30 protein-coding genes are annotated in these 25,635 nt (G+C 63.4%); 14 read left to right on the top strand and 16 right to left on the bottom strand.

Annotated elements, in window-relative coordinates; all coding sequences use genetic code 11:
* Window positions 1–16: 16 nt before the first annotated feature.
* Window positions 17–622, top strand: coding sequence for a ribosome biogenesis GTP-binding protein YihA/YsxC (yihA, locus tag EN993_RS10490; RefSeq protein ID WP_245468732.1), 606 nt, complete (start codon window positions 17–19; stop codon window positions 620–622).
* A 21-nt stretch (window positions 623–643) separates the two neighbouring features.
* Here the strand turns inward: yihA and EN993_RS10485 are convergent, their stop codons facing one another.
* Window positions 644–1,378, bottom strand: coding sequence for a TetR/AcrR family transcriptional regulator (locus EN993_RS10485; RefSeq protein WP_127263151.1), 735 nt, complete (start codon window positions 1,376–1,378; stop codon window positions 644–646).
* 132 nt (window positions 1,379–1,510) lie between these two features.
* Between EN993_RS10485 and EN993_RS10480 the strand changes: the two genes are divergently transcribed.
* Window positions 1,511–2,710, top strand: a complete 1,200-nt coding sequence (locus tag EN993_RS10480; RefSeq protein WP_127263150.1) for an HlyD family secretion protein — start codon at window positions 1,511–1,513, stop codon at window positions 2,708–2,710.
* Between the two features lie 22 nt (window positions 2,711–2,732).
* Window positions 2,733–4,325: a DHA2 family efflux MFS transporter permease subunit gene (locus EN993_RS10475; RefSeq protein WP_127263149.1), complete on the top strand. Its 1,593-nt coding sequence runs from the start codon at window positions 2,733–2,735 to the stop codon at window positions 4,323–4,325.
* Between the two features lie 189 nt (window positions 4,326–4,514).
* On the opposite strand, the gene EN993_RS10470 is transcribed toward EN993_RS10475, so the two are convergent.
* From EN993_RS10470 to EN993_RS10450, 5 genes are all read right to left on the bottom strand, one after another.
* Window positions 4,515–4,865, bottom strand: a complete 351-nt coding sequence (locus EN993_RS10470) for a hypothetical protein (RefSeq protein WP_127263148.1) — start codon at window positions 4,863–4,865, stop codon at window positions 4,515–4,517.
* A gap of 73 nt (window positions 4,866–4,938) precedes the next feature.
* Window positions 4,939–5,442: a peptide-methionine (R)-S-oxide reductase MsrB gene (gene msrB / locus EN993_RS10465; RefSeq protein WP_127263147.1), complete on the bottom strand. Its 504-nt coding sequence runs from the start codon at window positions 5,440–5,442 to the stop codon at window positions 4,939–4,941.
* Window positions 5,443–5,652: 210 nt separating this feature from the next.
* The gene (locus EN993_RS10460) at window positions 5,653–6,210 is read right to left on the bottom strand and encodes a fasciclin domain-containing protein (RefSeq protein ID WP_013528492.1); all 558 of its coding nucleotides are present in this window, start codon (window positions 6,208–6,210) and stop codon (window positions 5,653–5,655) included.
* 226 nt (window positions 6,211–6,436) lie between these two features.
* The gene (locus EN993_RS10455) at window positions 6,437–7,165 is read right to left on the bottom strand and encodes an anti-sigma factor (protein WP_127263153.1); all 729 of its coding nucleotides are present in this window, start codon (window positions 7,163–7,165) and stop codon (window positions 6,437–6,439) included.
* A complete protein-coding gene (locus tag EN993_RS10450; protein ID WP_013528490.1) occupies window positions 7,162–7,701 on the bottom strand; it encodes a sigma-70 family RNA polymerase sigma factor in 540 nt (179 codons plus the stop codon). Before EN993_RS10450 ends, EN993_RS10455 begins: the two co-directional genes overlap by 4 nt.
* 149 nt (window positions 7,702–7,850) lie before the next feature.
* On the opposite strand from EN993_RS10450, the gene EN993_RS10445 reads away from it, so the two are divergent.
* Both EN993_RS10445 and argB read left to right on the top strand, forming a co-directional pair.
* Window positions 7,851–9,347 carry an amidase gene (locus EN993_RS10445; protein ID WP_127263146.1) on the top strand — a complete coding sequence of 499 codons (1,497 nt, stop codon included), beginning with the start codon at window positions 7,851–7,853 and terminating at the stop codon, window positions 9,345–9,347.
* Window positions 9,348–9,509: 162 nt separating this feature from the next.
* Window positions 9,510–10,403 carry an acetylglutamate kinase gene (gene argB, locus EN993_RS10435; RefSeq protein ID WP_013528489.1) on the top strand — a complete coding sequence of 298 codons (894 nt, stop codon included), beginning with the start codon at window positions 9,510–9,512 and terminating at the stop codon, window positions 10,401–10,403.
* A 37-nt stretch (window positions 10,404–10,440) separates the two neighbouring features.
* On the opposite strand, the gene EN993_RS10430 is transcribed toward argB, so the two are convergent.
* The 3 genes from EN993_RS10430 to EN993_RS10420 all read right to left on the bottom strand — a co-directional run bounded on the left by EN993_RS10430 (window position 10,441) and on the right by EN993_RS10420 (window position 13,193).
* Window positions 10,441–10,839 (bottom strand): RidA family protein, encoded by a 399-nt coding sequence (locus tag EN993_RS10430; RefSeq protein WP_127263145.1) that lies wholly within the window; start codon window positions 10,837–10,839, stop codon window positions 10,441–10,443.
* 214 nt (window positions 10,840–11,053) lie between these two features.
* Complete coding sequence (gene bchE, locus EN993_RS10425) at window positions 11,054–12,601, bottom strand: magnesium-protoporphyrin IX monomethyl ester anaerobic oxidative cyclase (RefSeq protein ID WP_127263144.1); 1,548 nt, start codon at window positions 12,599–12,601, stop codon at window positions 11,054–11,056.
* Window positions 12,602–12,716: 115 nt separating this feature from the next.
* Window positions 12,717–13,193 carry an Lrp/AsnC family transcriptional regulator gene (locus EN993_RS10420; protein ID WP_109667301.1) on the bottom strand — a complete coding sequence of 159 codons (477 nt, stop codon included), beginning with the start codon at window positions 13,191–13,193 and terminating at the stop codon, window positions 12,717–12,719.
* Between the two features lie 140 nt (window positions 13,194–13,333).
* Here EN993_RS10420 and phhA point away from each other — a divergent pair, with 140 nt between their 5' ends.
* Window positions 13,334–14,170: a phenylalanine 4-monooxygenase gene (gene phhA / locus EN993_RS10415; RefSeq protein ID WP_109667299.1), complete on the top strand. Its 837-nt coding sequence runs from the start codon at window positions 13,334–13,336 to the stop codon at window positions 14,168–14,170.
* Window positions 14,171–14,223: 53 nt separating this feature from the next.
* On the opposite strand, the gene EN993_RS10410 is transcribed toward phhA, so the two are convergent.
* Window positions 14,224–14,724 carry a MarR family transcriptional regulator gene (locus tag EN993_RS10410; protein ID WP_109667296.1) on the bottom strand — a complete coding sequence of 167 codons (501 nt, stop codon included), beginning with the start codon at window positions 14,722–14,724 and terminating at the stop codon, window positions 14,224–14,226.
* A 94-nt stretch (window positions 14,725–14,818) separates the two neighbouring features.
* Here EN993_RS10410 and EN993_RS37005 point away from each other — a divergent pair, with 94 nt between their 5' ends.
* On the top strand, window positions 14,819–14,986 hold the full coding sequence (locus EN993_RS37005; protein ID WP_164757603.1) for a hypothetical protein: 168 nt from the start codon (window positions 14,819–14,821) through the stop codon (window positions 14,984–14,986).
* A gap of 83 nt (window positions 14,987–15,069) precedes the next feature.
* Here the strand turns inward: EN993_RS37005 and EN993_RS10405 are convergent, their stop codons facing one another.
* The 3 genes from EN993_RS10405 to EN993_RS10395 all read right to left on the bottom strand — a co-directional run bounded on the left by EN993_RS10405 (window position 15,070) and on the right by EN993_RS10395 (window position 17,657).
* Window positions 15,070–16,509, bottom strand: a complete 1,440-nt coding sequence (locus EN993_RS10405; RefSeq protein ID WP_127263143.1) for a GMC family oxidoreductase — start codon at window positions 16,507–16,509, stop codon at window positions 15,070–15,072.
* On the bottom strand, window positions 16,506–16,700 hold the full coding sequence (locus tag EN993_RS10400; protein WP_109667291.1) for a hypothetical protein: 195 nt from the start codon (window positions 16,698–16,700) through the stop codon (window positions 16,506–16,508). Before EN993_RS10400 ends, EN993_RS10405 begins: the two co-directional genes overlap by 4 nt.
* 195 nt (window positions 16,701–16,895) lie before the next feature.
* Window positions 16,896–17,657, bottom strand: coding sequence for a GGDEF domain-containing protein (locus tag EN993_RS10395; protein WP_109667289.1), 762 nt, complete (start codon window positions 17,655–17,657; stop codon window positions 16,896–16,898).
* A 160-nt stretch (window positions 17,658–17,817) separates the two neighbouring features.
* Between EN993_RS10395 and EN993_RS10390 the strand changes: the two genes are divergently transcribed.
* The gene (locus tag EN993_RS10390) at window positions 17,818–18,531 is read left to right on the top strand and encodes a pyrimidine 5'-nucleotidase (RefSeq protein WP_109667287.1); all 714 of its coding nucleotides are present in this window, start codon (window positions 17,818–17,820) and stop codon (window positions 18,529–18,531) included.
* 80 nt (window positions 18,532–18,611) lie between these two features.
* On the opposite strand, the gene EN993_RS10385 is transcribed toward EN993_RS10390, so the two are convergent.
* Window positions 18,612–19,457 (bottom strand): LOG family protein, encoded by an 846-nt coding sequence (locus EN993_RS10385; protein ID WP_109667284.1) that lies wholly within the window; start codon window positions 19,455–19,457, stop codon window positions 18,612–18,614.
* A gap of 227 nt (window positions 19,458–19,684) precedes the next feature.
* Here EN993_RS10385 and dapD point away from each other — a divergent pair, with 227 nt between their 5' ends.
* From dapD to EN993_RS10365, 4 genes are all read left to right on the top strand, one after another.
* Window positions 19,685–20,539, top strand: a complete 855-nt coding sequence (dapD, locus tag EN993_RS10380; protein ID WP_126067155.1) for a 2,3,4,5-tetrahydropyridine-2,6-dicarboxylate N-succinyltransferase — start codon at window positions 19,685–19,687, stop codon at window positions 20,537–20,539.
* 72 nt (window positions 20,540–20,611) lie between these two features.
* Window positions 20,612–20,974, top strand: coding sequence for a DUF805 domain-containing protein (locus EN993_RS10375; RefSeq protein ID WP_126067156.1), 363 nt, complete (start codon window positions 20,612–20,614; stop codon window positions 20,972–20,974).
* Window positions 20,967–21,344 (top strand): DUF805 domain-containing protein, encoded by a 378-nt coding sequence (locus EN993_RS10370; RefSeq protein WP_164548547.1) that lies wholly within the window; start codon window positions 20,967–20,969, stop codon window positions 21,342–21,344. The genes EN993_RS10375 and EN993_RS10370 overlap by 8 nt, the downstream gene beginning before the upstream one ends.
* A 13-nt stretch (window positions 21,345–21,357) precedes the next feature.
* Complete coding sequence (locus tag EN993_RS10365; protein WP_109667273.1) at window positions 21,358–22,134, top strand: hypothetical protein; 777 nt, start codon at window positions 21,358–21,360, stop codon at window positions 22,132–22,134.
* Here EN993_RS10365 and EN993_RS10360 read toward each other — a convergent pair.
* Window positions 22,034–23,077: a 2-dehydropantoate 2-reductase gene (locus EN993_RS10360; RefSeq protein WP_127263142.1), complete on the bottom strand. Its 1,044-nt coding sequence runs from the start codon at window positions 23,075–23,077 to the stop codon at window positions 22,034–22,036. The two genes, EN993_RS10365 and EN993_RS10360, sit on opposite strands and share 101 nt — an antisense overlap.
* 129 nt (window positions 23,078–23,206) lie before the next feature.
* Here EN993_RS10360 and dapE point away from each other — a divergent pair, with 129 nt between their 5' ends.
* Window positions 23,207–24,400: a succinyl-diaminopimelate desuccinylase gene (gene dapE, locus EN993_RS10355; protein ID WP_127263141.1), complete on the top strand. Its 1,194-nt coding sequence runs from the start codon at window positions 23,207–23,209 to the stop codon at window positions 24,398–24,400.
* A 5-nt stretch (window positions 24,401–24,405) separates the two neighbouring features.
* Complete coding sequence (locus tag EN993_RS10350) at window positions 24,406–25,038, top strand: transporter (RefSeq protein WP_109667267.1); 633 nt, start codon at window positions 24,406–24,408, stop codon at window positions 25,036–25,038.
* A 29-nt stretch (window positions 25,039–25,067) separates the two neighbouring features.
* Here EN993_RS10350 and EN993_RS10345 read toward each other — a convergent pair.
* Window positions 25,068–25,635, bottom strand: a 568-nt coding sequence (locus EN993_RS10345; RefSeq protein ID WP_127263140.1) for a tRNA pseudouridine synthase A, incomplete at its 5' end; no start/stop codon positions are given.

The following is a 25,635-nucleotide window of genomic DNA, read 5'->3' as shown; positions in this document are numbered from 1 at the left end:
GTTTACACGGGGATGGATCTTCATCCGCGGCGTGCCGGCCATGAAGTTCCTGCCGCCGGAAGGACCGCCGGAAATCGCCTTTGCCGGCCGCTCGAACGTCGGCAAGTCGTCGCTGATCAACGCGCTTGTCAACCAGAAGGGGCTGGCGCGCACCTCCAACACGCCGGGGCGCACGCAGGAGCTCAACTATTTCGTGCCGGACGGATTTTCGGGCGAGGGCGCCGACCTGCCGCCCTTGGCGCTGGTCGATATGCCCGGCTACGGCTACGCCACCGCGCCGAAGGAGAAGGTCGACGAGTGGACCAAGCTGGTCTTCGACTATCTCAAGGGCCGCGTCACGCTGAAGCGGGTCTATGTGCTGATCGACGCCCGCCACGGCATCAAGGCCAAGGACGATGAAGTGCTGTCGCTGCTCGACAAAGCGGCGGTGTCCTACCAGATCGTGCTGACCAAGACCGACAAGATCAAGACCGCCGGCGTGCCGCGGCTGATCGAGGAGACGCTGGCAAAGATCAAGAAGCGGCCGGCGGCGTTCCCGTTCGTTCTGGCGACGTCGTCGGAAAAGGCCGAGGGCCTGCAGGAATTGCAGGCCGCGATCGTGCTTGCCGCCAATGGCGGCTAGGCATCTCAACACACCTTAGGTCTAGGGCTTGGCCTCGATAGCAATCGTCTGATGGCCTTCTTCCGCCGCAAGCCGTTCGGTGCCGTAAGCCTTCAGGAACATGCTGACGCCTGACCTGACGATGTGGTCGATCTCGTCCTGGCTCGGGGCTTTGGTGCGGTAGGCGAAGATGCACTGGCGGAACAGGCCGGCCAGGCACAGTTCGGTGAACTGATAGGCGGCGAGATCGACATCGTCGATCCGCAGCAGCTCGCGCTCGATGGCGGCATTGAGAAAGGCCGCGACTTTGTCGTGACCGCGCTTGGGACCGCGTTCGTAAAACCGTGCGCCCATGTCGGGTATCCGGTCGGATGCGCCGATCACCGTGCGCTGCGCCTGGATAACCTTGGCCGACGTGATCTTGAGAGCCAGCACCTTGCCGAACTTCACCAGCGTCTCGCGCAGGTCGTCGGCATTGTCCAGAACGTCGTACATGTTCTTGAAGATGGTGCCGCGCTCTTCCTCGATCAGCGCTTCGAACAGCTCTTCCTTGTTGGCGAAATAGACATAGATCGTGCCCTTGGAGACACCGGCCTCGCGGGTGATGTCGTTCATCGAGGCGGCCTCGAACCCCTTGTCGATGAAGACACGACGGGCGCCGTCGATGATCTGGCTGCGCTTGACCGGATCCTGCCCGGCCGCCGGGCGGCCACGGCGCAAGCTTTCCAACAGGTCGTCGCACGACTCGTTTTCAACGTTGGGCGATGTCTCGGTCATGAAAGTCACACCTCGAAAATAATTCGAACCAACCGGTTCGATTGCCCTTGATATGGTCCTCTTTACGCGCTATGTCAACGCCCGGATCGAACCGAACGGTTCAGTATTATATTATAACTTTAGAGAGATGTCATGTCCTCGAACGCGCCGACCACAGCTGAAGTCCGTCCCTTCCCCAATGCCAAGGTTGCGCCGGCGACGGAAGCACCGGGAGTGCCTGTCCAGCCCGGCGTATCATCGCCGCCGGCAGAGGCTCCGGTCAAGAAGAAGCGCTCGGTGCGCTCCTTTCTGCTGCCGATCATCGGCGTTGCCTTGCTGAGCGCCGGCGCCTGGTACGGTTACGATTACTGGACCACGGGCCGCTTCATGATCTCGACGGACGACGCCTATGTCCAGGCTGACATGGCGTTCATTTCGCCCAAGATTTCCGGCTATGTCGATCAGGTCAAGGTCAGCGAGAACCAGTCGGTCAAGGCGGGCGATCCGTTGCTCGTCGTCGATGACGGCGACTACAAGATCGCTGTCGCCCAGGCCGAGGCGCAGATCGCCACTTTGAGCAAGACGCTCGACCGTATCGACGCCCAGACCGAAGCGGCGCGCGCCTCGTTGCAGCAGGCGCAGGCGCAGAAGGTCGCCGACCAGGCCGCGGCCGATAATGCGGGCAAGGTCGCGGCGCGCGCCTCGCAGCTGCTCAAGACGCATGTCGGCACGCAGGCCCAGCTGGACGACGCCCAGACGGCGGTGCAGCAGGCCAACGCCGCCCTTGTCGGCGCCGACGCACAGATCGCCGCTGCGCAGGCCAATATCGGCGTGCTGCAGGCGCAGCGCGCGGAATCGGCAAGCACGCTGGCGTCCCTGCAGCTCAGCCACGATAAGGCCCTGCGCGATCTTTCCTTCACCGTGCTCAAGGCGCCTTATGACGGCGTCGTTGGCAACCGTTCCGTCGAGCAGGGCGACCTCGTCAGCCCCGGCCAGAAGCTCGCCGTCATCGTGCCGATGGACAAGCTCTACATCGTCGCCAACTTCAAGGAGACGCAGCTTGCCCGGCTGGTGCCCGGCGAGAAGGTCAAGATTTCGGTCGATGCGACCGACGGCCAGGACTTCGAGGGAACCGTCTCGTCGCTGGCCCCGGCTTCCGGCGCGGTGTTCTCGCTGCTGCCGCCCGAAAACGCCACCGGCAACTTCACCAAGGTGGTGCAGCGCGTTCCGGTCCGCATCGATGTGCCCGCCGACGTGCTGAAGAGCGGCAGGCTGCGCGCCGGCCTGAGCGTCATCGTCGCCGTCGACAGCCGCACCGCCCCATCCGGGTCGGGCTCAGTGGCATCGAACTGAGCGGTAGCCGGGGAGCAATGCCATGGCAACCGCAACCCTGACAGCAGGAGCGCCGCCGGCGAGGCCGGCTGTGCCTGACACCATCTCGACGCGGCGCGTCATCGCCTTCCTGGCGATGGTGTTCGGCATGTTCATGGCCATCCTGGACATCCAGATCGTCTCCGCCTCGCTAGCCGAGATCCAGGCCGGCCTGAGCGCCAGCTCCGACGAGATCCCGTGGGTGCAGACCGCCTATCTGATCGCCGAAGTGGTGATGATCCCGCTGTCGGGTTTCCTCAGCCGGATGCTGTCGACGCGCGTGCTGTTCACGATCTCCGCGGCAGGCTTCACCGCGGCCAGTGCGCTGGCGGCGACCGCCACCAACATCGACCAGATGATCGTCTACCGCGCCGTGCAGGGCTTTATCGGCGGCGGCATGATCCCGAGCGTCTTTGCTGCCGCCTTCACCATCTTCCCGCCCTCGCGCCGCGCCGTGGTATCGCCGATGATCGGCCTGGTGGCGACGCTGGCGCCGACCATCGGCCCGACCGTCGGCGGCTACATCAGCCATGCCATGTCCTGGCATTGGCTGTTCCTGGTCAATGTCGTGCCCGGCATCCTGGTGACGACGGCGGCCTGGACGTTGATCGACTTCGACAAGCCCAACCTCAAGCTGTTCAGCAAGTTCGACTGGTGGGGCCTCGCCGGCATGGCGGCCTTGCTAGGTTGTATGGAATATGTGCTGGAGGAAGGCCCCAACAATGACTGGCTGCAGGACCAGGGCGTGTTCATCTGCGCCATCGTCATGACCATTGGCGGGGTGCTGTTCTTCTGGCGCGTGTTCACCGCCGAGGAGCCGATCGTCGACCTGAAGGCGTTCACCAACATCAACTTCGCCTTCGGCTCGCTGTTTTCCTTCGTCATCGGCATCGGCCTCTACGGCCTGACCTATCTCTACCCGGTGTTCCTCGGGCGCATCCGTGGCTACGATTCGATGATGATCGGCGAGGCGTTGTTCGTCAGCGGTCTGGCCATGTTCTTCACCGCGCCGATCTCGGGCATCCTGTCCAACAAGATGGACCCGCGGTTGATGATGATGATCGGCTTCTTCGGCTTCGCCACCGGAACCTGGTGGATGACGCATCTGACCGCCGACTGGGATTTCTATGAGCTGCTCATCCCGCAGATCCTGCGCGGCTGTTCGATGATGCTGTGCATGGTGCCGATCAACAACATCGCACTCGGCACCTTGCCGCCGGAGCGGTTGAAGAATGCATCAGGCCTGTTCAACCTCACCCGCAACCTTGGCGGCGCCGTTGGCCTTGCCCTGATCAACACCGTGCTGATCGACCGCAACGCCTTCCACTACGCAAGGCTCTCCGAGCATGTGCAGTGGGGCAGTGAGGCCGCGCAGACCAAGCTGCAGAACATGACGCTCAATTTCGAGCAGACCCCCGGCCTGGACGCGACCAGTGCGGCCATCTCCAAGCTGTCGGGCATGGTCCAGCAGCAGGCGGCGTTGCTGTCCTTCATGGATGTGTTCTTCATGCTGACGGTTCTGTTTGCGACGCTTGGCCTGTTCACCATGCTGATCCGCAAGCCGGCTGCGGCCGGCGGTGGCGGCGGCGGGCATTGAACAGGAGATCCATACGCGGCAGCGGTTTCGGGAAGCTCCTCCAGTCCACGCCCGAAAAGCTCTGATCGCGCAAAAAACTCCGGGCCGCAAAGCCCGGAGTTTTTCGTTTCCGACTACGAATGCATGTTCTGTCGGCTGAAGGACTTCGGCCGCGTCACAACCCCTGCTGGTTATGAGTTCGGACCCAGATCAGATGGTCCAGGTCCAGTCGATCGGGTGGTTGAAGATCGGGGTGAACGTTACACCGACCGCCTCCATATCCCTGCGGCCGTCGACGACCATCTCCTTCAGGAGGTCCAACTGTGCCGCATGCTCGTCGGTGTCCCAGACGCTAACTTGCACGATCGAGCCCTTCGGCGAGACGCCCGCATAAAAGTGAAGGAGCCCCGGCAACCGTCTGATGGCCGGGATTATGTACTCCGAGGTCTTCTTGCTCGCGGCGTCGACCTCGGCGAACCGGCTCGGGTCGTAGCTGGCGCGCGAGACCCGGACGACGGCGGTTGTCGGCAATGACTCGGCCATGGTGGTTCTTTCGGTCATGGGGGACCTATCTCTTGGCAAATGTGAAACGGTCTTCCGTTCGCAATCACGTCAAAACAAAGAGATGGTTCTGTCAGGCCGTGGCGGGCTTGAAGGTCAGCGCCACACCGTTGATGCAATGGCGCAGGCCGGTCGGCGCCGGGCCGTCGTCGAAGACGTGGCCAAGATGACCGCCGCAACGGCGGCAATGCACTTCGGTGCGGGTCATGCCGAGCGACCTGTCCACGGTCTTGCCGATGCCATTGGCGACCTCCTGCCAGAAGCTCGGCCAGCCGGTGCCGGAATCGAATTTCGTCTCCGACGGGTAGACCGGCAGGTCGCAGCCGGCACAAGCGAAGATGCCCTTGCGGTGTTCGTTGAGCAGCGGGCTGGTGCCGGGGTATTCCGTGCCTTCCTTGCGCAGCACGTCGAACGCGGCCGGTGACAGGATGGCTTTCCACTCGGCGTCGGTCTTGGTGACCTCGAACTTTTCGGCCGCCTGCGCGGCCTGCGGGTTGCTCATGCGCAGCATCGTTGCCGCGGCGCCGACGACGCCGATGGCGGCGGCACCGCTCAAAAGAAAGTCGCGACGGTTCATGACCAATTCCTCCTGATGTCCTTTTGCCAAACTATACCGCCGCGCGGAAATCAAAAGCCGGTGACGGTGGCCCTCGAACGAACACTCCGCGCCGTCCCACATCTGAACGTGGACGACGCGGAGTGCGCGGGTCAATTGCGGATCACGGGAGCGGGATCATGCAATCGACTGAGGGTCCTTGCTGCCAGTTCGCCGGCAGCAAGTCCCTTGTTACATCTTGGGCAAAAGAACCTTGTCGATGACGTGGATAACGCCGTTGGACTGCTCGACATCGGCAATCGTCACATTGGCGACATTGCCGTTCTCGTCGGTGACGGTGACCTTGCCGCCGTCGGCCTTGAGCGACAATTCGCAGCCGCCGACCGTCTTGACCTTGTGGGTGCCGCCATCAGCCTTGGCCATCGCGGCCACGTCCGCCCCCATCGCCTTGGCGCCGATGACATGGCAGGTCAGGATCTTGGTGAGCTTGTCCTTGTTCTCGGGCTTGAGCAGCGTCTCGACCGTGCCGGCCGGAAGCGCCGCGAAAGCCTCGTTGGTCGGCGCGAACACGGTGAACGGGCCTGCGCCCTGCAGCGTTTCGACCAGGCCGGCAGCCTTGACCGCGGCGACCAGCGTCGTGTGGTCCTTCGAGTTGACGGCGTTCTCGACGATGTTCTTGTTGGCATACATGGCGGCGCCGCCAACCATCGGGTTTTCGGCATAGGCAGCGGTGGCAAGGGCGGAAACGGCGATCGTACCGGCGAGCAAAAGGGTGGCGTATCTACGCATGATGTCAAACTCCTCGGGTTTTTCTCTTCCCATCTTTGGGGACGCGAGGAGATACGGAACAAAAATGCGCGAGTTTCAGAAATATTTTGATTTCTTATTTTATTCGGTATGCCGGAGAGATTTTACGGCGCAGCCGCTTGCCGGCTAACATGCTTCCCATAGGCATGTGATTCGGTAGATAGACTTCAGCTAGTCTATTTTTGGTCCTGCTGGCGGCAAGAGCCGGTCAGATGCTCTTCAGATCGCCCGCTGCGACCACCGGTCCGGTCGGCTGGCCGGTCGGCGAACCGCCTGCCGGCTCGAGGCTGACGGCAAGCACCGCGCCCTGGGCGAGCTTCTGCTGGGCCGCCGGCGAGACGACGATATGCGCCGTGGCACCGGCCGGAATGACGCCCATCGAGACTGGCGGGTTCTTGCCCTCGATCATCCACAGTTCGAAGTCCTTGCCTGCGGCACGCTCACCGGAGACGTGCGACAGGCCGACTTCGTGATGCACGGCGTCATAGACGGCGAGATATTTGACATCGGTGCCCTCGGCGGCGAGCGAGGCGACGAGGCGCGCCTGCGGCTGCTCGACCGGCGGGTTGAGGATGGGCACGGCGATGTAGATGGCGAGTGCTGCAACCGCCGCCGCGGCAAGGCCACGCCAGAAGGCCAGGCTGGACCATAGCCCGTCGCGCGATTCAGCGGGCGTGGTCACGGAAGCGGCGGACGCGAACAGGCGGCGATCGATCGCAGGCTTGACCGAAGCCGGCGGCTCGATTTCCGGATAGGCGGCAGCCAGCGGTGAAAAATTGATCTCCCAGCCGTCGACAAGGCGCGCGAAATCCGTCTCGGCGTCGATGCGACGGGAGGCGATCTGGCGTTCGTCGGCAGCCAGCACGCCGAGAACGTATTCGGCGGCGAGCAGGTCGTCGCCTCCACGTTCCGGTCCTGTGTCTTCCGCCAGCGTCATCTTTCCAGACATTCTCTGAGTTTCAACAGGCTGCGGCGCAGCCAGGTACGCATCGTGTTCAGCGGCACGCCGTGGCGCTCCGCCAGTTCGGCATAGCTTTCGCCCTTGAGGTAGGCGCCCCGGACGGCCGCCGCCCGGTCCTTTTCCAGCTCATCGAGACAATGATGGATGCGTTCGGATTCATCGCCCGCCACCGCCATCGCTTCAGGTCCAGGCGCCGGATCGGCCACGTCGAGCGCGGCATCGATGTCGGCTGCGGGCTTGCGCCGCGCCCTGATGCGATCGATCGCATGATTGCGCGCAATCGCCACCAGCCAGGAGATCGGGCTCAGATCGGAGACGGCAAAACGATCCGCCTTCGTCCATATCTTGACGAAGACTTCCTGTAGCGCTTCTTCCGCATCTCCCCGGTCGTTCAATACACGAAGACAAACGCCGAAAAGTTTCGCGCTGGTCTGCCGGTAGAGCAGATCGAACGCAGCCCGATCCTTCATTGAAGTCCGGACGATCAGCTTGGTGATGTCCTGCGGCGTCATCTCAGGCAAATTAGGCGATTGCAATGTATTTGCAACGGCGGAAATAACCTTGTGCACGCCTAAGCTTTTGCGTGTCGCCGGCCCGGATTTGTCCTCGATTGCCAATGAAGTCGCCACTGGCTAGCTTGCTGGCAGTGACGGGGGCGCGCATGTCGGTTGAACATACACTGTGGGCGCAGGACGCAACCGGCCTCGCCGACCTGGTTCGCAAGGGCGACATTTCAGCCGTCGAGCTGACCGAAGCAGCGATCGCCCGTGCCGAGGCCACGCGGCCCGACATCAACGCCACGGCCGAGCCGCTCTATGATGCCGCCCGCGCCCGGGCGAAGACCGTCGACCGCTCGCTGCCGCTGGCCGGCGTTCCCTTCGCCATCAAGGATCTCGGCATCGCCATCAAGGGCGTGCCGACGCATGGCGGCAGCCGCATTCCGGCATGGCTGGCCGATGTCAATTCGGTGCTGACCGACCGCTATCTCGCCGCCGGCCTCATTCCGGTCGTCACCTCCACGTCGCCGGAACACGGGCTTCGGCTGATGACCGAATCCAAGGCCTTCGGCATCACCCGCAATCCCTGGAACACCGGTCATACCAGCGGTGGCTCGTCGGGTGGTGCGGCGGCACTGGTCGCGGCAGGCGTGGTGCCGGTGGCGCATGCCTCGGATGGCGGCGGCTCGATCCGCGTGCCTGCCGCCTGCACCGGACTTGTCGGCCTGAAGACGTCGCGTGGCCGCACACCGCTGACGCCCCTGGTGAGCGAAAGCTGGTACGGCATGGTGGTCGACCATGCGCTCACCCGTTCGGTGCGCGATTGCGCGTTGCTGCTCGACCTCACCCACGGTCCCGACCTCCTGTCGCCCTATGCCGCGCCGTCGCCGAAAGGCACATTCACGGCGGCTGCCGCGCGCGATCCCGGCAAGCTCAGGCTGGCCGTGTATCGCAAATCGCCGCTTGGCCTGCCGATCTCGGATGAGACGCTCAAGGCGCTCGACACGGCGGTGGCGCTTGTCCGTGAGGGCGGCCATACGGTCGAGGAGATCGACCTGCCTTCTATCGGGCGCGATTTCTTCGCCGACTTCTGCAGGACGGTTGCCTCTGCCGTCGCCGGCACGATGCGGGCGCAAGCGCTGCGTGTCGGCCGTTCCGTCACCGGCGACATCGAGCGAGCCACACGCGTGCTCGCCCGCTTCGGCGAAATGGTGTCGGCCGGCGAGACCTATGCCGACCTGCAACGGCTGCATGCCGCCTCGCGGCGGCTGATCGCGGAGACCGCACAGTATGACGCCGTGCTGATGCCGATCATTGCCCACCCGCCGCTCGCCTGCGGTGCCATGGATCCGAAAGGCGCCGACGAGCTCATCGAGAACCTGCTCGACAAGCTTCATCTGACGGCCTTGCTGAAGCTGAAGCCGTTCTTCGGCCAGCTGATGGACAAGAGCCTTTGGTTCACCCATTGGCCGGCGATCCAGAATGTCAGCGGCCAGCCGTCGATCGCCCTGCCGGTCCATGTCACCGACGCCGGCCTGCCGATCGGCATCCAGGCAGCGGGCCGTCCGGGCGATGAGGAGACGCTGCTGTCGCTTGCCGCGCAGATGGAGAAGATCTCGGGTTGGCTGGGCCGCAGGGCGCCGCTGATGGTGCCGTCATGATGACGAGGTCGTGAAGCGCTCGAATATGACAGCAAAGCCATTTGCGGGCGGCGCCAATTCCCGCTAAGACGCCGCCGTCCTTACCTGATGCATGTCGCCCAAAAGTGTCCAGCGGTTTTGGGACAACGACATGCATAAAACCAAAAGCCGGGAAACAAGCCGATGACGGAAATAACCGCCACCGCCGAAATGCAGGCCGCTCTGCTTTCGCGGGCGCTGCCCTACATGCAGCGTTACGAGCACAAGACCGTCGTGGTGAAATATGGCGGCCACGCCATGGGCGATATCGAGCTCGGCAAGGCGTTCGCGCGCGACATCGCGCTCCTGAAGCAGTCCGGCGTCAACCCGATCGTCGTCCACGGCGGCGGCCCGCAGATCGGCGCCATGCTGGCCAAGATGGGCATCGAATCGAAGTTCGAGGGCGGCCTGCGCGTCACCGACCAGAAGACGGTCGAGATCGTCGAAATGGTGCTGGCCGGCTCGATCAACAAGGAGATCGTCGCGCTGATCAACGCCGAGGGCGAATGGGCGATCGGCCTGTGCGGCAAGGACGGCAACATGGTGTTCGCCGAAAAGGCCCGCAAGACCATGATCGACCCGGACTCGAACATCGAGCGCGTGCTCGATCTTGGCTTCGTCGGCGAGCCGGTCGAGGTCGACCGCACGCTGCTCGACCTTCTGGCGCGTTCCGAAATGATCCCGGTGCTGGCACCGGTGGCGCCGGGCCGCGACGGCCACACCTACAACATCAACGCCGACACCTTCGCCGGCGCCATTGCCGGCGCCTGCCAGGCAACACGGCTGCTGTTCCTCACCGATGTGCCCGGCGTGCTCGACAAGAACAAGAAGCTGATCGACGAACTGACCGTGGCCGAGGCCAAGGCGCTGATCAAGGACGGCACGGTGTCAGGCGGCATGATCCCCAAGGTCGAGACCTGTATCGAAGCGATCGAGCGCGGCGTCGAAGGCGTCGTCATCCTCAACGGCAAGACGCCGCATGCGGTGCTGCTGGAACTGTTCACCGAACACGGCGCCGGCACGCTGATCGTGCCCTGAGGGGCGAACGGCCGCTTAGCCGCTCGCCGCCGATCGATCAGGCGGCCTGAGGAAGGCGCGCGATGACCTTTATCTCGAAATCGAAGCCCGCCAGCCAGTTCACGCCCACCGCGGTCCAGTTCGTGTAAGGCGGCTCACCGAACGCCTTCAGCCGAACGGCGTCGATCGCCTGCCACTGCGCGGCTGGATCGGTGTGGAACGTGGTCACGTCGACGATGTCGTCGAACGTGCAGCCGGCGGCCTTCAGCACAGCCGCGAGATTGTCGAAGGCAAGCTGCACCTGCTTTTCGAAGACCGGCTCGGGCGACCCGTCCTCGCGGCTGCCGACCTGGCCGGAGACGAACAGAAGGTCACCCGAGCGGATCGCCGCCGAATAGCGGTTGATCTCGTAGAGAGCCTGCCGGCCGGCAGGAAAGATCGCGTCGCGTTTGGTCATGGTTTCTCCATTCAAAACAAGGCAGGTCCGACCTTCGGGCGATTGCGACGCGGCTTCGCCGCGCAGGCGAAGCCGTTCGCAAAGCTTGAAGGTTTTGATCGCTGCACTCCAACATTCGGGGCTGCAATTGACATACGCCCCGTATGTTGGATGTGGGTGCATACGCCTCGTATGTCAATACGCATACGTCGCGTATGATCTTAGGAGATTGCCATCAGAGGCGTGGCGAAATCGTAATCTCGGGCGGTGCCAGCTTGCGCACCGAACGTCGAACGGTCATCGATTCCTCCTCGGCGTCCTGCGGCGCGCCCCAGAATTCGGCCAGCGTCGGACCGTCTTTCACCCTGGTGTCGCGGACCAGAAATCCCCAGACCTCGCGGAACCAGACGCGGCGGCCCATCTGCGTGTACCAGCGCATCGAGTGCCGCTGCTCCGGATCCCTGTGGAACAGGATGCGCGCCAGCGCCTTGGGCCGCGACTGCACCGCCAGCTCGATCAGCTTGACGCTGAAGAACAGCATCCACGGCTTCAGCCGGGTCATCTGCAGCACCTGGTGCTTGTAATCCCACAGGCGGGCATCCCGCTGGATCACCTTGCGATCCCGGGCGATGCGGAAGAACGGCGTCCAGCGATGCGGCGTCACATAGAGCGCCTGGATCTGGTCCGGATCGTAGGCGATGAGCTGACGAAAGCCGCGCCACAGGTCACGAAAGCCTTCGTCCTCGAAGCCGGCCACCCAGGTTGCCATCGACAGGATGCCGTGCAGGCGCAGCAGCCTTATCGCCTCGCGATCGGATGAGGTGCTGCCGCCCTTGCGGATCAATTGAAGCGTCTGTTCGTCGGTGTTTTCCATGCCGAGCAGCCAGCGGATGACACCCGCCTTGCGGTAGAGGTGCAGCGTGTCGGCATCGCGCACGATGTCGTCGGCGCGAGTCGAACCGACAATCAGCACCGGCACGTTCTCGGCAATCAGGGCGTCGAGGAAGGCGCGCCAGGCTTTCTTCGAAACCGTCGGATTCTCGTCGGCGAGATTGATCAGCTCGACGCCGTGTTCGCGATGCAGCCAGGCGATTTCTTGCGCGAATTTCACGGGATCGCGATGCCGCCAGCGGGTCCAGAAGCCGCGCTGGCCGCAATAATTGCACAGATGCGGACAGCCGCGCGAAAACTGCATGACCACGGCACGCTTGCCGCCCCAATAGCTGTAGTTGATATGGTCGATCAGCTCCCAGCCGACGCGGTAGGCGTCGAGGTCGGCAATGGTCATGGCCGGCTGCGTGGCGAAGGGACGGCGCAGATCGTCGCGATAGGCGATGCCGGCCACGCTCGCCGGCTGCTGGTGCATCTCCAGCGCCTCGACCAGCGCCACCACGGTCGCCTCGCCTTCGCCGCGCACGATGAAGTCGAAGGCATCCGTTGCGGCCAGGATGTCACGCCAGTGATAGGTCGGAAAGACGCCGCCATAGATGACGATGGTCGCCGGCTCTTGCTCCTTGATCATTTTGGCGATCAGCAAGGCGGTCGGGTGCGCCGAGGTCGAGCCGGAATGGCCGATCAGGACGAAGTCGGGGCGATCGGCGAGCGCGTCGCGCACGACGCTGTCGAGCGGCATCGGCCCAAATTCGGCGTCGACGAGCCGCACCTCATGGCCGGCATCGATCAGCGGGCCGCCCAGCGCCAGCAGGCCGAGCGGCGGCAGATGATCGTCGGGCACGCGGCTGCCGATTGCAGTGTGCGGCGGATTAATCAGGACGATTTTCATGGCGGACCTCCTGGAAGTTGGTCCGCGCATGCTGGTTGTCGATGTGGACGTCCGCTTGGCCTGTTTCAGCAGTTTGCGTGCAGCTTTTCCCCAAGGAGTGCGAAGGCAGGCATTGTCACCGCCTGAGGTGGGCGAGCGGCACGTGGCCGGGTCCCTTGATGTTCTGCAGCACGAGCTGGGTGTGGACATCACGCACGCCGTCGAGCCGCATCAGCCGGTGCATGACGAAGGCGTTGAGCTCGTCGACCGACGGCACCATGACATGCAGCAGGAAATCGTGGTCGCCGGTCATCGTCCAGCACGACGACACCTCGTCCATGCGCTGCACGGCGGCGATGAAGCTTTCGGGCGAGCCGTCGCTGTGGCTGACTAGGCGCACCTGGATGAACACCTCGACCATCAGCCCGACCGCGCGGCGACTGATCACCGCGGCAAAACCCTTGATGATGCCGGCCTCCTGCAGCGCCTCGAAGCGCCGCGCGCACGGCGTCGTCGACAGGCCGATCTCTTGCGCCAGTTCGGACACCGGCTTGCGTCCGTCGCGCTGCAGGACATCGAGCATCTTGATCTCGAACTCATCGAATTGAGGCATTCTCACTCCTTGAAGGCGCTTTCTGAGTGAATGTTATCCCGATTCCCGCATTCGAGCCATCATCAAAACCGATTTGCCTCGGCAAATCCGGTTAGCCTTTCAGCACCATTCGCCATTCATGATTTGCGAGGAGAAAAACCATGACGACGATGAGCGTTGCCGAATATGCCCGCGACTGCGCGGCGCAAGGGTTGCGCGGCGACTATTCGGTCTGCCGTTCCGATTTTACCGTGGCGCAGGGTTACGACTACAGCGCCGAAGAGCAGGCGGTGTGGCGCACGCTGTGCGACCGCCAGACCAAACTGACGCGCAAGCTCGCCCACCATTCCTATCTCGACGGCGTCGAGAAGCTCGGCCTGCTTGATCGCATCCCCGATTTCGAGGAGGTCAGCGCCAAGCTGCACAAGCTGACCGGCTGGGAGATCGTCGCCGTGCCGGGGCTCATTCCCGCAGCCCCGTTCTTCGACCATCTCGCCAATCGCCGCTTCCCGGTCACCAACTGGCTGCGGACCCGGCAGGAACTCGACTACATCGTCGAGCCCGACATGTTCCACGATTTCTTCGGCCACGTCCCTGTTCTGTCGCAGCCGGTGTTCGCCGATTTCATGCAGATGTATGGCCGCAAGGCCGGCGACATCATCGCGCTGGGCGGCGACGAGATGATCACCCGGCTCTACTGGTACACGGCCGAATACGGCCTGATGCAGGAGGCCGGCCAGACGCTGAAAGCCTTTGGCGCCGGCCTGATGTCGTCGTTTACCGAATTGCAATTCGCGGTCGACAGCAAGGACGCTCACCACGTGCCCTTCGACCTGGAAACGGTGATGCGGACCGGCTACGAGATCGACAAGTTCCAGCGTGCCTATTTCGTGCTGCCGTCGTTCGACGCCTTGCGCGATGCCTTCCAGACTGCCGACTTCGAGGCGATCGTCGCCCGCCGCAAGGGCCAGCCGGCGCTCGACCCGGCAACCGTCTAGCTTTCCGCAAAAGCGTGTCTCCCCCCTCGATGGGGCGGGAGCCATCGGCACTCCTATCGCCCGTTTGGAGTGTCGGGCCCCTCGGCCTTCAGCCGCGCCAGCTGGTCGCGCTGCAGGTCGAGTGCGGCGTTGACGAAGCGCGATATGGTGGCGAGCTCTGCGTCGCCGAAGCTGGCGATCACCCTTTCGCCTTCCCGCGCGATGGCACCGTAGTAGCGCGCCGACAGTTCCCGCGTGGCCTCGGTCGCCTCTATGACCACCTTGCGCCTGTCCTCGAGACTGCGCATGCGCGTCAGCAGGCCGCGCGCTTCCAGCCGGTCGATCAGCGCGGTCACCGCAGCCGGTGTCAGCCCGGTCGCGGTGGCGATCGCGCCGGCCGATTGCGGGCCGCCATGGAGCAGCCCGATGCAATGGCGTTCGGCCATGTTCAGCCCAAGCCTCACCCCCACCGCTTCGTCATAGGCCTGCGTCGCGTCCTGCCACTGCATGATGGCAAGGCCGATGGAGGCAGTCAGTTCGGCACGATTCCCGGTTGACGAATTTACTTCGATCATCTAATTATCAATCTGTCTAACATTTAGACCATCGCAGCAATATGCGGCCGCACTGCCTGCAAGGCAAGAGCCAGCCGCCGACAAGGAGTGAAAAATGAGCTTGATTCAACAGCGCGCGCCGCTCTCGCATGAGGAGGAGTTCAAATACGCCAAGCTGGCAATGGAATGGTATGGCTGGGGCTCTCCCATCGGCCTCGGCATTCTGCTGGTGTCGCTGGCCGCAGCAGCCGTGCTGGTGCGCATCGCCGTCTACGGCATTTGAGCCATGCCGCGCATCCGCCGGCGCCATCACTGGCGCCGGCTTTGCCGGGATGCCGCGAAATTCAGGACGTTGCCGTGGGGCCGTCAGACGGTGACCACCTTGCTCAGATGGTCGCCCAGACGGCAGGCCAGCGCGGTGATCGTCGTCGTCGGGTTGCATTGGCCCGATGTGCAGAACACCGAGGAGCCGCCGACATAGAGATTGTCCATGCCGTGCACCTTGCAGTTGGCGTCGACAACACTCTCGCTGATGTCGGTGCCCATGCGCGTGCCGCCCATATGGTGATGGCCCGCCGTCTCGTCATTGGTCGGATAGTCCTGACCATTGCTGATCCAGTCGGCGATGCGCACCCGGCCGAGGTTCTTTTCGATCAGCGTCGTGCCGAACAGTCTGAGCCCTTCGAGCAGGGTGCGATGTTCCAGCTCGGATTTCTTCCAGTGCAGTTCGATGCGCGGTGCGCCGGCATGATCGACATCGGTCTTCGACAGCTCGATCTGGTTGGAGGCCAGCGGCGCCTGTTCCCATGCGACGTAGAGCTGGGCAGCGCAGCGCAGCCTCTGGCTGAGCTTGGAGGACATCCACTCGGCCATGTTGGGCGCCGTGCAGGCGAGGTCGGCGATAAGGCTCTTGACCCCCGGATACGGCGTCTCGATCAATCTGATGCCGAAATTCATGATCTGCAGCCGCTCCATGGCGGCAAGTGTCGGCGAGAAGAAGGCCTCGTTGACGGCGTCGACCTCGAACGCGTTGTAGTCGGCCAGGATGGCATTGCCGCCCTCGAAGGTCGGATGCTCCATCCAGTAGCGGCCAAGCGCTGCCGCATTCGGCACGACGCCGCCGTTCGAGCGCTGGTTCGACCACAGAAGCAGCCGCGAATTCTCCAGCCCGCCGGTGCAGACGATGAAATAGTCTGCGCTGAAGGAGCCGGCATCCTGCCCGTTCGACCACAGTCTGGCGCCCGTCACGCGTTTGCCGTCGCCGACAAGTTCAGTGACGCATGTGTTGAGCACGACCGCGATGTTCCCGGCTTTGTCGAGTTCGTCGCCGAATTTCTCGGCGAAGCGCACAGCCGGGCTCTTGATCAGCTGCACCCAGCGAATGTCGTCCGAGATCGGCATGTCCGGCCGGAAGGCCGGAAGGTCGAGAATATCGCGCACTTCCGGCAGATAGGGCTCGATGTCGGTGCGGCGGATCGGCCAGCCCGTATCGGGCACCCAGGCCTTCGGCTCGAAATCCTGTTTGTCGAGCACGCGGCACCAGCCGGCCCAGTGGTTGGAACTGCCACCCATGAACCGCAGCCGGGTGATGTCGAGATCGAAATAGAAATCGCCGACCGTGGTGCCACGGTAGAAATCCTGCGACTCGTCGCTGAACTCACGCGAGCCGGCCTCCAGCACCACGACCGGAATGCCGGCGGCGCCAAGCTTGCGGGCAACGGTGGTGCCAGCCGGGCCGGAGCCGAGGATGCACACCTTTGGGGTGAAGTTCGCGGCGCGATACGCCTCGTAGCTGTCGAAGATCATGCCAGGTCACTCCGCTTCAGGATCCAGCCATTGACCTCGACGATCTCGCTCGGGTCGGCCAGGGATGCACCGGCATGGGATGGATGGGCGGCATCGGCATCAGGCAGCTTGCGGAACAAAGACAGGGCAGGCAGTGCGATCAGCGCCTGCACGATCGCGCGGCGTGACATTTTTTTGATGAGGAAACTCATGACGGTCTCTCGGGTGGGAGCTTCGACAATGCGTGGCATTCCTGGAACGGCAGTTCCCGGAACGACACATGCATCGCCGCAGAAGCCAGTATCGTGCCAAGTCTGGCCGCAAAGCAGTGAAAACCCGGCTAAACGGTGCAACCGAGTGCAAACAGCGTTAGAATTTCCTTAACGATCTGGTTGTGGCGGATCGGATCACGCCGCTGCGGAAATGTCCGTATCGAGGATCGTCAGGTTGCGGCCCTGATGCTTGGCCTGGTAGAGGCGCCGGTCGGCGGCGCGCATCAGGTCCGATACGTTGACATCGTCGCCGCAGACGGTGCCGCCGATGCTGACCGTGAGCGGAATGGTCCGCTCGTCGACGGGCCGGAAGCGGATCAGCTCGACTTCGCGGCGAATGCGCTCGGCGACCCGCTTGGCCTCCTGCTCGGTGGCGCCGATCAGGAAGGCGCCGAACTCCTCGCCGCCGATGCGGCCGAGCACATCGCCGCTGCGCACGCCGCGCTGGATCGCGCTGGCGATCAAAAGCAGCGCGTCATCGCCGGTCAGGTGGCCAAAATTATCGTTGATCTTCTTGAAGTGGTCGGCGTCGATGATCAGCAGCGCGCCGCGATCGGACTTGCGGCGCGAACCGTCGAGCGCGGCAAAGAAGCTTTCCCGGTTGAGCATGCCGGTCATGTCGTCGCGGCTCGCCTTTTCCGCCAGGCGGCGATGCGCTGCGGCGAGCTGGGCATGGGCGCGGGCAAGTTCGCGATGTGCGGTTTTCAGTCTGTCGCTTTGCCAGAAAGTACTTGCGCTGGCAGCCCATGCCAGCACCAGAGGACAGAGCGTAGAAGACAGCCAGATCGTACGGTTTACCGGAAATCCCATCGCCGGAACGATGATCAGCGTCAGCAGGAGAGAGGCCGCGACAGAGGCGAAAGCAACGGCGGCGGATCTAAGAATTATGCTGCTCATCGCTTGCTCCCACAAGACTGTCTCTGTGCCAGCAAGCCCTGAAGGCCACCTTTCCCGGATGCATAAAATTTGAATCGTGAGGCGATTTACGCAACCTCAACGAGTAGAAGTTGTGGATAAAGTCGCTTCCGGAATGCCCGTTTCATGCCATAAGGAGCGCATGACCACGCTCCCCGACCCCGCGCGCTTCGCCCATGTCACCGACTGGGTGTTCGATCTCGACAACACGCTCTATCCGCACCACTCGAATCTGTTCTCGCAGATCGACGTCAAGATGACGGCCTATGTCGGCGAACTCCTGGCGCTGCCGCGCGACGAAGCGCGCAAGCTGCAGAAGGAACTCTACCGCGAATATGGCACGACGCTGAATGGGTTGATGACGCGTCATGGCATCGACCCCGACGATTTCCTCGAGAAGGTGCATGACATCGATTATTCATGGCTGGTGCCCGATCCCGTTCTCGGCACCGCCATCCGCCAGCTTCCGGGCCGCAAGTTCATCTTCACCAATGGCGACCGCAGGCATGCCGAACGCACCGCGCGCCAGCTCGGCATTCTCGACCATTTCGACGACATTTTCGATATCGTCGCCGCCGGGCTCAATCCCAAACCGGCGCGCCAGACCTACGAGAAGTTCGCCGAGCTCCACGCCGTCACCGGCCACAATGCGGTAATGTTCGAAGATCTTGCCCGCAATCTTTCGGTGCCGAAGTCGCTCGGCATGACCACGGTGCTGGTGGTGCCACGCAATTTCGAGCCCACCTTTGCCGAGATCTGGGAGCGCGACCCGGCCAATGAGGATGATGTCGATTTCGTCACCGACGATCTTGCGGGGTTTCTGACGGCGATTGTGGAGACGGGGGTAGGGAATTGAAGAACTGACGAATTGGGGAATCGATCCGGAACGCGCAATCCCCCTCATTCTTCAATTCCCCAGTTCTCCAATTCCCAGCCCTACTCCCCTAACTTGTAGAACCGGCTGATAATCCCCCAGGCCTCATCGGCGGTGTCGACGAAGTCGATGATGTCCTGGTCGCCGGGGCTGATCGTGCCCTGCTCGGCGAGGAAATCGAGATCGATCGCCCGCTTCCAGAAGGATTTGCCGAACAGGATCACGGGCACGCGCTCCATGCGTCCGGTCTGGATCAGTGTCAGCGTCTCGAAGAACTCGTCCATCGTGCCGAAGCCGCCGGGAAACACCGCCACGGCCTTGGCGCGCATGACGAAATGCATCTTGCGGATGGCGAAATAGTGGAAGTTGAAGCAGAGCTCCGGCGTCACATAGATGTTCGGCGCCTGCTCATGCGGCAGGACGATGTTGAGGCCGATCGACGGCGCGCCGACATCGTCGGCGCCGCGATTTCCCGCTTCCATCACGCCGGGCCCGCCGCCGGTCACCACGACATATTCACGATAGTATGAAGCAGCCGACTGCCGCGAGCAGAGACGCGCGAATTTGCGCGCCTCCTCGTAGTATTTGCTGTTTTCCTCGAGGTTCTTCCTCTGCGTCTCGTTCTTGGCCGCCCAGGCCTCGCCGCCGGGTTCCGGCAGGCGTGCGCCGCCGAACAGGATCACCGTCGAACGGATGCCGCGTTCGGCCAGGATCATCTCGGGCTTCAGGAGTTCGAGCTGCAACCTGACCGCGCGCAACTCGCGCCGCGTCATGAAGTCGGGATCGTTCCAGGCCAGCCGGTAGGTCTCGGCACGCGTCTGCGGCGTGTCCGGCACGCTCTTCGACCGCTCCAGATCCTCGTCCGAATGCGGCAACGGGGTCCACCCCGCCTTTTCCATAGGAGTCATATGCTTTACCCGTCCAATTCTTTCACTTGCGCCGTCCCATGACGCACCCGCGATTGACCCTCACCAAGGCTTCACATAAGCAGGTTCCGCAAAAGTGTCCGGCGGTTTTGTGACAAGAACCTGCTACATGCAAAGACCCAGGCAGGCAAAGCCTGCCAAGGGGTCCGCGCGACTTTGGAAACAGGTTAAGGCGTTGCCCCTTAACAGCTTGGTAATGGAGCGAATTCATGTCGAAGCCCGATCTGGCGAGTCTCGAAAAGACCATTGAGAAGGCCTTCGAGGAACGCGACACGATTTCGACGGCGACGCGTGGCGAAACGCGCGATGCCATCCAGTCGGCGCTTGACCTGCTCGATCGCGGCGACGCCCGTGTCGCCGAACGGCAGGCCGACGGCAAGTGGCATGTCAACCAGTGGCTGAAGAAGGCCGTGCTGTTGTCGTTCCGGCTCAACCCGATGGAGATCATCAAGGGTGGTCCGGGCGAGGCGGTGTGGTGGGACAAGGTGCCGTCGAAATTCGACGGCTGGAGTGCCGTCGACTTCGAGAAGGCAGGCTTCCGCGCCGTGCCGTCGTCGATCGTGCGCCGTTCGGCCTATGTCGCGCCTGGCGCCGTGCTGATGCCGTCCTTCGTCAATGTCGGCGCCTATGTCGACTCAGGTACCATGGTCGACACCTGGGCCTCGGTCGGCTCCTGTGCCCAGATTGGCAAGAACGTCCATCTGTCCGGCGGCGTCGGCATCGGCGGCGTGCTGGAGCCGATGCAGGCCGGGCCTACCATCATCGAGGACAATTGCTTCATCGGCGCTCGCTCGGAAGTGGTCGAGGGCTGCATCGTGCGCGAAGGCTCGGTGCTCGGCATGGGCGTCTTCATCGGCCAGTCGACCAAGATCGTCGACCGCGCCACCGGCGAAATCTTTTATGGCGAAGTGCCGCCGAATTCCGTCGTCGTCGCCGGTTCGCTGCCGGGCAAACCTTTTCCGAACAACGAACCTGGCCCCAGCCTCTACTGCGCCGTCATCGTCAAGCGTGTCGACGCCAGGACCCGGTCCAAGACCTCGATCAACGAATTGCTCCGCGATTGATCTTTCCGCAAAGCGAGCGCACCTTCCGCCGGCGCGACAATCGGTCGCGCTGGTTCAATATGGAGGGGTGACATGGACTGGAAATATCTGCTCACAAGCTTTGATGGCCGCATCAACCGTGGCAAGTTCTGGGCTGGCATCGGCGTATTCATCGTTATCGGCGTCATAGCTTTCATTCTCGATGCGATCCTCGGCACGCGGTTCACCACGGCCAGCGGCGCTCAGGTCGGCATTATCGGCATCCTCTTCGCGCTGGCATCGATCTATTTCGCGATTGCCCTCTATGCCAAACGCTGGCACGACCGCAACAAGTCGGGCTGGTGGACGCTGATCGGCCTCGTACCCATTATCGGCGGCATCTGGCTGCTGGTCGAACTCGGCATCCTCGAAGGCACCAGGGGTGCCAATCAATATGGACCGGACCCGCTTGCCTGACAGATCAGATCTCACCTGGCTTTTCTTCAAAATATCGGGCCGCGTCAGTCGCGCGGCCTATTTTCTTGGCGGGTTGCTCGTCGCCATCATCCAGGCCTTTCCGCTCTACCGCTTCACGCTGGTGCCGGAAGGTTCGGCCGAGAGCAACATGTGGTCGTTCATCTTCTTCGTCGCCTTCATCGCCTCGCTGTGGTCCAACATCGCGCTGGCGGTCAAGCGGCTGCACGACCTCGACAAGCCGGGCATTGCCGCGCTGATCCTGTTCGTGCCGGTGGTCTCGATCGTCGCCTTCCTTGTGTTGTGCCTGTTTCCAGGGCAGCCTGGGCCCAACCGCTATGGCCGGCGCACCAACGAGCCGGCACAACCCTGAGGGCCGATCGGACATGCGCTACCGCACGCTTGATCCGAAACTGATCGTCGAAACCGCCGAGCGGCTGGAAGAGCGGATCGCCGACCGTTTCCCCGAAGCGGGATTGCGTGGCGTCGCCGCCGAACTGGTCTCGCTGTCGCGCGATCTGGCCAAGGCGGCTCAGGCGCTCGAAGCGCCGATCTGGTGGCTGCGCGGGCTCATCATCGCCGCCGTCATCGCCGGTGCGCTGATCTTTCTGTTCGTCGGCACCATCCTGCCGCTCATCCACATCTCCCAGGCCGACGATGCGGTGCAGTCGGTGCAAGGCATCGAAGCCACGATCAACATGATGATCCTCGCCGTGCTCGGCTTCCTGGCGTTGATCCGCACCGAGGAGCGCATCAAACGCAAGCGGGTATTTCGCCAGCTGCACGGCCTGCGGTCGCTGATCCATGTCATCGACATGCACCAGCTGACCAAGGATCCGGCGGCCCTTTCGGCCAATTTCAAGCCGACGGCGCACTCGCCGGCCCGCATCACCAACGCCGCCGACCTGGCGCGCTACCTCGACTATTGCTCCGAAATGCTGTCGATCACCGGCAAGATCGCAGCGCTGTTCGCACAGTCGGTCAATGACGACGTGGTCATCGACGGCGTCAACGACATCGAAAACCTGGCGTCCAACCTGTCGCGGAAAATCTGGCAGAAGATCACGTTGATCGACGGCCAGCCGGCGGCGCAACGACCTGCTCCGGCGCCAGGCCCGGCGAGCCAAGCCGCTCCGATTCCGCCGCGCGCACCAAGGCGGTGATCCGCTGGACCATCGGCGCCGACGTGCCGGCCGTTTCCGCCAGCCGCTGGATGGCGCCTTGCAAATCATCGATCTCCGTCGGCCGGCCGCGCTGCAAATCGTCCCACATCGATGAGCGCGCCTGCGGGTCGATCGTCAGCATGCGTCGCGCCAAGAGCTTGAACAGCCAGTCCGGCAGCCGGAGCACTTTCGGCAGCAGCACCGGCCGCAGGCCGGCGATCCGCGCCGGCTCGATGCCGGACGCTTTCATCGCCGTGAGCGCCTCGTCGATCTGACCGGCCAGGATCAGCCGCCAGCGCCGATCGGCCAATTCGGTTGCCAGCGGCAGGCCGGAAAGCGCCACCAGCGCGTTGTTCAAATTCATCAGCAGCTTGCCCCACAGCACGGCCTTTATCTCGCCATGGGCTTCGACCGCAAATCCCTCGACGCCGAGCAGGCCGATTAGGCCGGCGTCGCCGTCCTCGACCATCACCGTGCCGTCGCTGGCGCGATGCACGCGCAGCGGCAGTTCGCCGTCCGGCGACTGTACGACATTGAACGGCACCATGCCGGCCAGCACCGTTCGCCGGCCAAGTCCTGCACGCAGCCTGTCGGCATTGTCGATGCCGTTCTGCAGGCTGACCACCACAGCATCCGGGCGCGCATGGGCCCTGATGAGGGCTGCCATGTCCTGCGTCGCGCCGCTCTTGACCGTGACCAGGATCACGTCCGCTTGCGGCAAGGCGGTCGCCGGATCGGTGGTGACGACAAGTGCCTCGGGCCTGATCGTGCGATCGCGGCCTTCAAGGTCGCTGACCCGCAACCCACCCTGCCGCAAGGCCGCCTCGATGCGCGGCCGGGCCAGCAGGGTCACCTCGCGGCCGGCGAGCGCCAGGCAGCCGCCGGCATAGCAGCCAATGCTGCCGGCGCCGGCAATGACGATCCTCTTGTCCCCGTTTGCCATCCTGTCGCCCCGCATTCGGCCCGGAACTATACGACATGAAAACCATAATGTCGGCGCTATCGCCAGCCATGGAGCTGGCCCCCATGTCTGGCCGTGACAGGCCCTGCGCTTTCGACTATCGCTTTTGCCATGACGCTGCCGACCGATCCCGCCGAAAACCTCGCCGCCCTTATCCGTTGTGCTTCGGTGACGCCCACTGAGGGCGGTGCGCTGACCGCGCTGGAGACGATGCTGAAACCGCTCGGCTTCCTGGTCGATCGGCCGGTGTTTTCCGAAGACGGCACGCCCGACATCGAAAACCTCTATGCGAGGCGTTCCGGCAACGGCCCGCATCTGATGTTCGCCGGCCACACCGATGTGGTGCCGGTCGGCGACGAAGCCGCATGGACGCATCCGCCCTTCGCCGCCGAGATCGCCAATGGCGAGATGTATGGCCGTGGCGCAGTCGATATGAAGGGCGGCATCGCCTGTTTCATCGCCGCCATGGCGCGCCATGTCGAGCAGAATGGTGGTCCGAAAGGCTCGGTCTCGCTGCTGATCACCGGCGACGAGGAAGGGCCGGCCATCAACGGCACCGTCAAGCTGCTCGAATGGGCGGCTTCCAGGGGCGAGAAATGGGATGCCTCTATCGTCGGCGAGCCGACCAACCCGGACGGGCTCGGCGACATGATCAAGATCGGCCGCCGCGGCTCGATGTCCGGCGCCATATCAGTCAACGGCCGCCAGGGCCATGTCGCCTACCCGCAGCTTGCCGACAATCCGGTGCGCGGGCTGATGAGCCTGGTCGACGCCTTGCTGCATCCCGTCTTCGACAAGGGAACCAGGGATTTCCAGCCGACCAACCTGGAGATCACCTCCATCGATGTCGGCAACCCCGCCACCAATGTCATTCCGGCCAAGGCGCTTGCCACCTTCAACATCCGCTTCAACGACACCTGGACTGATGAGACCCTTCAGGCCGAGATCCACAACCGGCTCGACCAGGCGGCCAAACGCAAGAAGTACCGGCAGGGCAAGAAGACGCCGGTCGACTACGAGCTCGTCTGGCGCGACCGGCCAAGCCATGTCTTCCTGACCCGCGACGACAAACTGATTGAAACGCTCCGCGGCTCGATCAAGTCGGCGGTCGGCAAGGAGCCGACGCTGTCGACCTCAGGCGGTACATCCGACGCGCGTTTCATCAAGGACTATTGTCCGGTGGTCGAGTTCGGGCTGGTCGGCAAGACCATGCACATGGTCGACGAACGCGTCGCCATTGCCGATCTTGAAACGCTGACGCGAATCTACCAGCGCTTCATCGAAGACTGGTTCGGACAGGGCTGAGCAACATGCTTTCGGCGGACGAAACCCAAGCTTCGCTGACGGGCGCCTGGCGATTGATGCTCGGCAAGGCCGATGGATTGCGCCTGCTCGACCTGTCGGCCGACGGCTTCTGGAATTCCTTTTTCGCCATTGTCGTTGCCGCACCGGCGCTGATCGTCGGCTGGGTCGGCATCGCCAACGAGATCGGCGATCCCGATGCCTTCGCGGGTCGCTTCAGCATGCTGGTGCGCCTGGCGACGGTCGACATCGGCTCCTGGGTGCTGCCGTTGATTGCGCTCGCTTTGATCGCGCCGCGCGCCGGCATAGGCGGCCGCTTCGTCCACTATGTCGTTGCCAGCAACTGGGCTTCGGCCATCACCGCCTGGCTGATGCTGCCCTCGGCGCTGATCCGGCTTTTCCTGTCGTCCGCGAGCCAGGTTTCGAGCCTCGTGTCGCTGCTTTTGTTTGCCCTGTCGATGGTGCTGACCTGGCGCATGACCAACGCCACCATCGGCAAGGGCCCAGCGATCGGCACCGGCGTTTTCGTCGGTATGTTCATCGCGTCGCTGTTGGTGCTGTTCGGCCTGCAGACGCTGCTCGGCATCACCGTGCCGGATGATGTCGGGGCTCAGAGCCTTTCCGGGTTCGTCTCAGGGTAGAGCCTTCCGTGGATAGAGCCTTCCGGCCTCTATCCTGGATAGTCGACCTCGGGATAATCGACGCCAACGAGAAACAGCCCGTCGGGTGGCGCCACCTGTCCGCAGGCGGCGCGGTCGTGCGCCTCGAGCGCTGCTTTCAGGCCGGCCTCGGTCCAGCCGCCGTCGCCGACGCGCTTGAGCGAGCCGACCATCGAACGCACCTGATTGTGCAGGAAGGAACGCGCCGAGGCCCTTACCTCGATCAGGTCACCTTGCCTCATCACATCGAGCCGCTCCAGTGTCCTGATCGGGCTGTTGGCCTGGCACTGGGTCGAGCGGAAGGTGGTGAAGTCATGCCGTCCGAGCAGGACCTTCGCCGCTTCATGCATGGCGCCGGTGTCGAGCCGCTTCGGCACCCACCACACCTTGCCCTTGTCGAGCGCGGCCGGCGCGCGGCGGTTGAGGATGCGGTAGAGATAATGGCGGCCGGTGGCCGAGAAGCGCGCATCGAAGCCGTCCGGGACGACGGCCGCCTTCAGGACGGCGATGCGCGCGCCGGCCGCCTGCAAATGGGCATTGATCGCATCGCGCACCTTGTCGCCTGGCCACGCCTTGGCG

The organism is Mesorhizobium sp. M7D.F.Ca.US.004.01.2.1, assembly GCF_003997785.1.
In the GTDB taxonomy this organism is placed as follows: domain Bacteria; phylum Pseudomonadota; class Alphaproteobacteria; order Rhizobiales; family Rhizobiaceae; genus Mesorhizobium; species Mesorhizobium loti.
This window is presented reverse-complemented; position numbering and strand designations above follow the sequence as displayed.

What these genes read in the sequence shown, in the direction of transcription:
- bchE (WP_127263144.1), bottom strand. Translation starts at nt 12,601, where the DNA reads ATGAAAATCGTCCTGATTAATCCGCCGCACACTGCAATCGGCAGCCGC.
- EN993_RS10480 (WP_127263150.1), top strand. Translation starts at nt 1,511, where the DNA reads ATGTCCTCGAACGCGCCGACCACAGCTGAAGTCCGTCCCTTCCCCAAT.
- EN993_RS10400 (WP_109667291.1), bottom strand. Translation starts at nt 16,700, where the DNA reads ATGAGTTTCCTCATCAAAAAAATGTCACGCCGCGCGATCGTGCAGGCG.
- EN993_RS37005 (WP_164757603.1), top strand. Translation starts at nt 14,819, where the DNA reads ATGAGCTTGATTCAACAGCGCGCGCCGCTCTCGCATGAGGAGGAGTTC.
- msrB (WP_127263147.1), bottom strand. Translation starts at nt 5,442, where the DNA reads ATGAACCGTCGCGACTTTCTTTTGAGCGGTGCCGCCGCCATCGGCGTC.
- EN993_RS10445 (WP_127263146.1), top strand. Translation starts at nt 7,851, where the DNA reads ATGTCGGTTGAACATACACTGTGGGCGCAGGACGCAACCGGCCTCGCC.
- EN993_RS10405 (WP_127263143.1), bottom strand. Translation starts at nt 16,509, where the DNA reads ATGATCTTCGACAGCTACGAGGCGTATCGCGCCGCGAACTTCACCCCA.
- EN993_RS10375 (WP_126067156.1), top strand. Translation starts at nt 20,612, where the DNA reads ATGGACTGGAAATATCTGCTCACAAGCTTTGATGGCCGCATCAACCGT.
- EN993_RS10390 (WP_109667287.1), top strand. Translation starts at nt 17,818, where the DNA reads ATGACCACGCTCCCCGACCCCGCGCGCTTCGCCCATGTCACCGACTGG.
- EN993_RS10395 (WP_109667289.1), bottom strand. Translation starts at nt 17,657, where the DNA reads ATGAGCAGCATAATTCTTAGATCCGCCGCCGTTGCTTTCGCCTCTGTC.
- EN993_RS10410 (WP_109667296.1), bottom strand. Translation starts at nt 14,724, where the DNA reads ATGATCGAAGTAAATTCGTCAACCGGGAATCGTGCCGAACTGACTGCC.
- EN993_RS10485 (WP_127263151.1), bottom strand. Translation starts at nt 1,378, where the DNA reads ATGACCGAGACATCGCCCAACGTTGAAAACGAGTCGTGCGACGACCTG.
- EN993_RS10360 (WP_127263142.1), bottom strand. Translation starts at nt 23,077, where the DNA reads ATGGCAAACGGGGACAAGAGGATCGTCATTGCCGGCGCCGGCAGCATT.
- EN993_RS10470 (WP_127263148.1), bottom strand. Translation starts at nt 4,865, where the DNA reads ATGACCGAAAGAACCACCATGGCCGAGTCATTGCCGACAACCGCCGTC.
- EN993_RS10475 (WP_127263149.1), top strand. Translation starts at nt 2,733, where the DNA reads ATGGCAACCGCAACCCTGACAGCAGGAGCGCCGCCGGCGAGGCCGGCT.
- argB (WP_013528489.1), top strand. Translation starts at nt 9,510, where the DNA reads ATGACGGAAATAACCGCCACCGCCGAAATGCAGGCCGCTCTGCTTTCG.
- EN993_RS10350 (WP_109667267.1), top strand. Translation starts at nt 24,406, where the DNA reads ATGCTTTCGGCGGACGAAACCCAAGCTTCGCTGACGGGCGCCTGGCGA.
- EN993_RS10450 (WP_013528490.1), bottom strand. Translation starts at nt 7,701, where the DNA reads ATGACGCCGCAGGACATCACCAAGCTGATCGTCCGGACTTCAATGAAG.
- phhA (WP_109667299.1), top strand. Translation starts at nt 13,334, where the DNA reads ATGACGACGATGAGCGTTGCCGAATATGCCCGCGACTGCGCGGCGCAA.
- dapE (WP_127263141.1), top strand. Translation starts at nt 23,207, where the DNA reads ATGACGCTGCCGACCGATCCCGCCGAAAACCTCGCCGCCCTTATCCGT.
- EN993_RS10385 (WP_109667284.1), bottom strand. Translation starts at nt 19,457, where the DNA reads ATGACTCCTATGGAAAAGGCGGGGTGGACCCCGTTGCCGCATTCGGAC.
- EN993_RS10365 (WP_109667273.1), top strand. Translation starts at nt 21,358, where the DNA reads ATGCGCTACCGCACGCTTGATCCGAAACTGATCGTCGAAACCGCCGAG.
- dapD (WP_126067155.1), top strand. Translation starts at nt 19,685, where the DNA reads ATGTCGAAGCCCGATCTGGCGAGTCTCGAAAAGACCATTGAGAAGGCC.
- EN993_RS10460 (WP_013528492.1), bottom strand. Translation starts at nt 6,210, where the DNA reads ATGCGTAGATACGCCACCCTTTTGCTCGCCGGTACGATCGCCGTTTCC.
- EN993_RS10420 (WP_109667301.1), bottom strand. Translation starts at nt 13,193, where the DNA reads ATGCCTCAATTCGATGAGTTCGAGATCAAGATGCTCGATGTCCTGCAG.
- EN993_RS10430 (WP_127263145.1), bottom strand. Translation starts at nt 10,839, where the DNA reads ATGACCAAACGCGACGCGATCTTTCCTGCCGGCCGGCAGGCTCTCTAC.
- EN993_RS10455 (WP_127263153.1), bottom strand. Translation starts at nt 7,165, where the DNA reads ATGACGCTGGCGGAAGACACAGGACCGGAACGTGGAGGCGACGACCTG.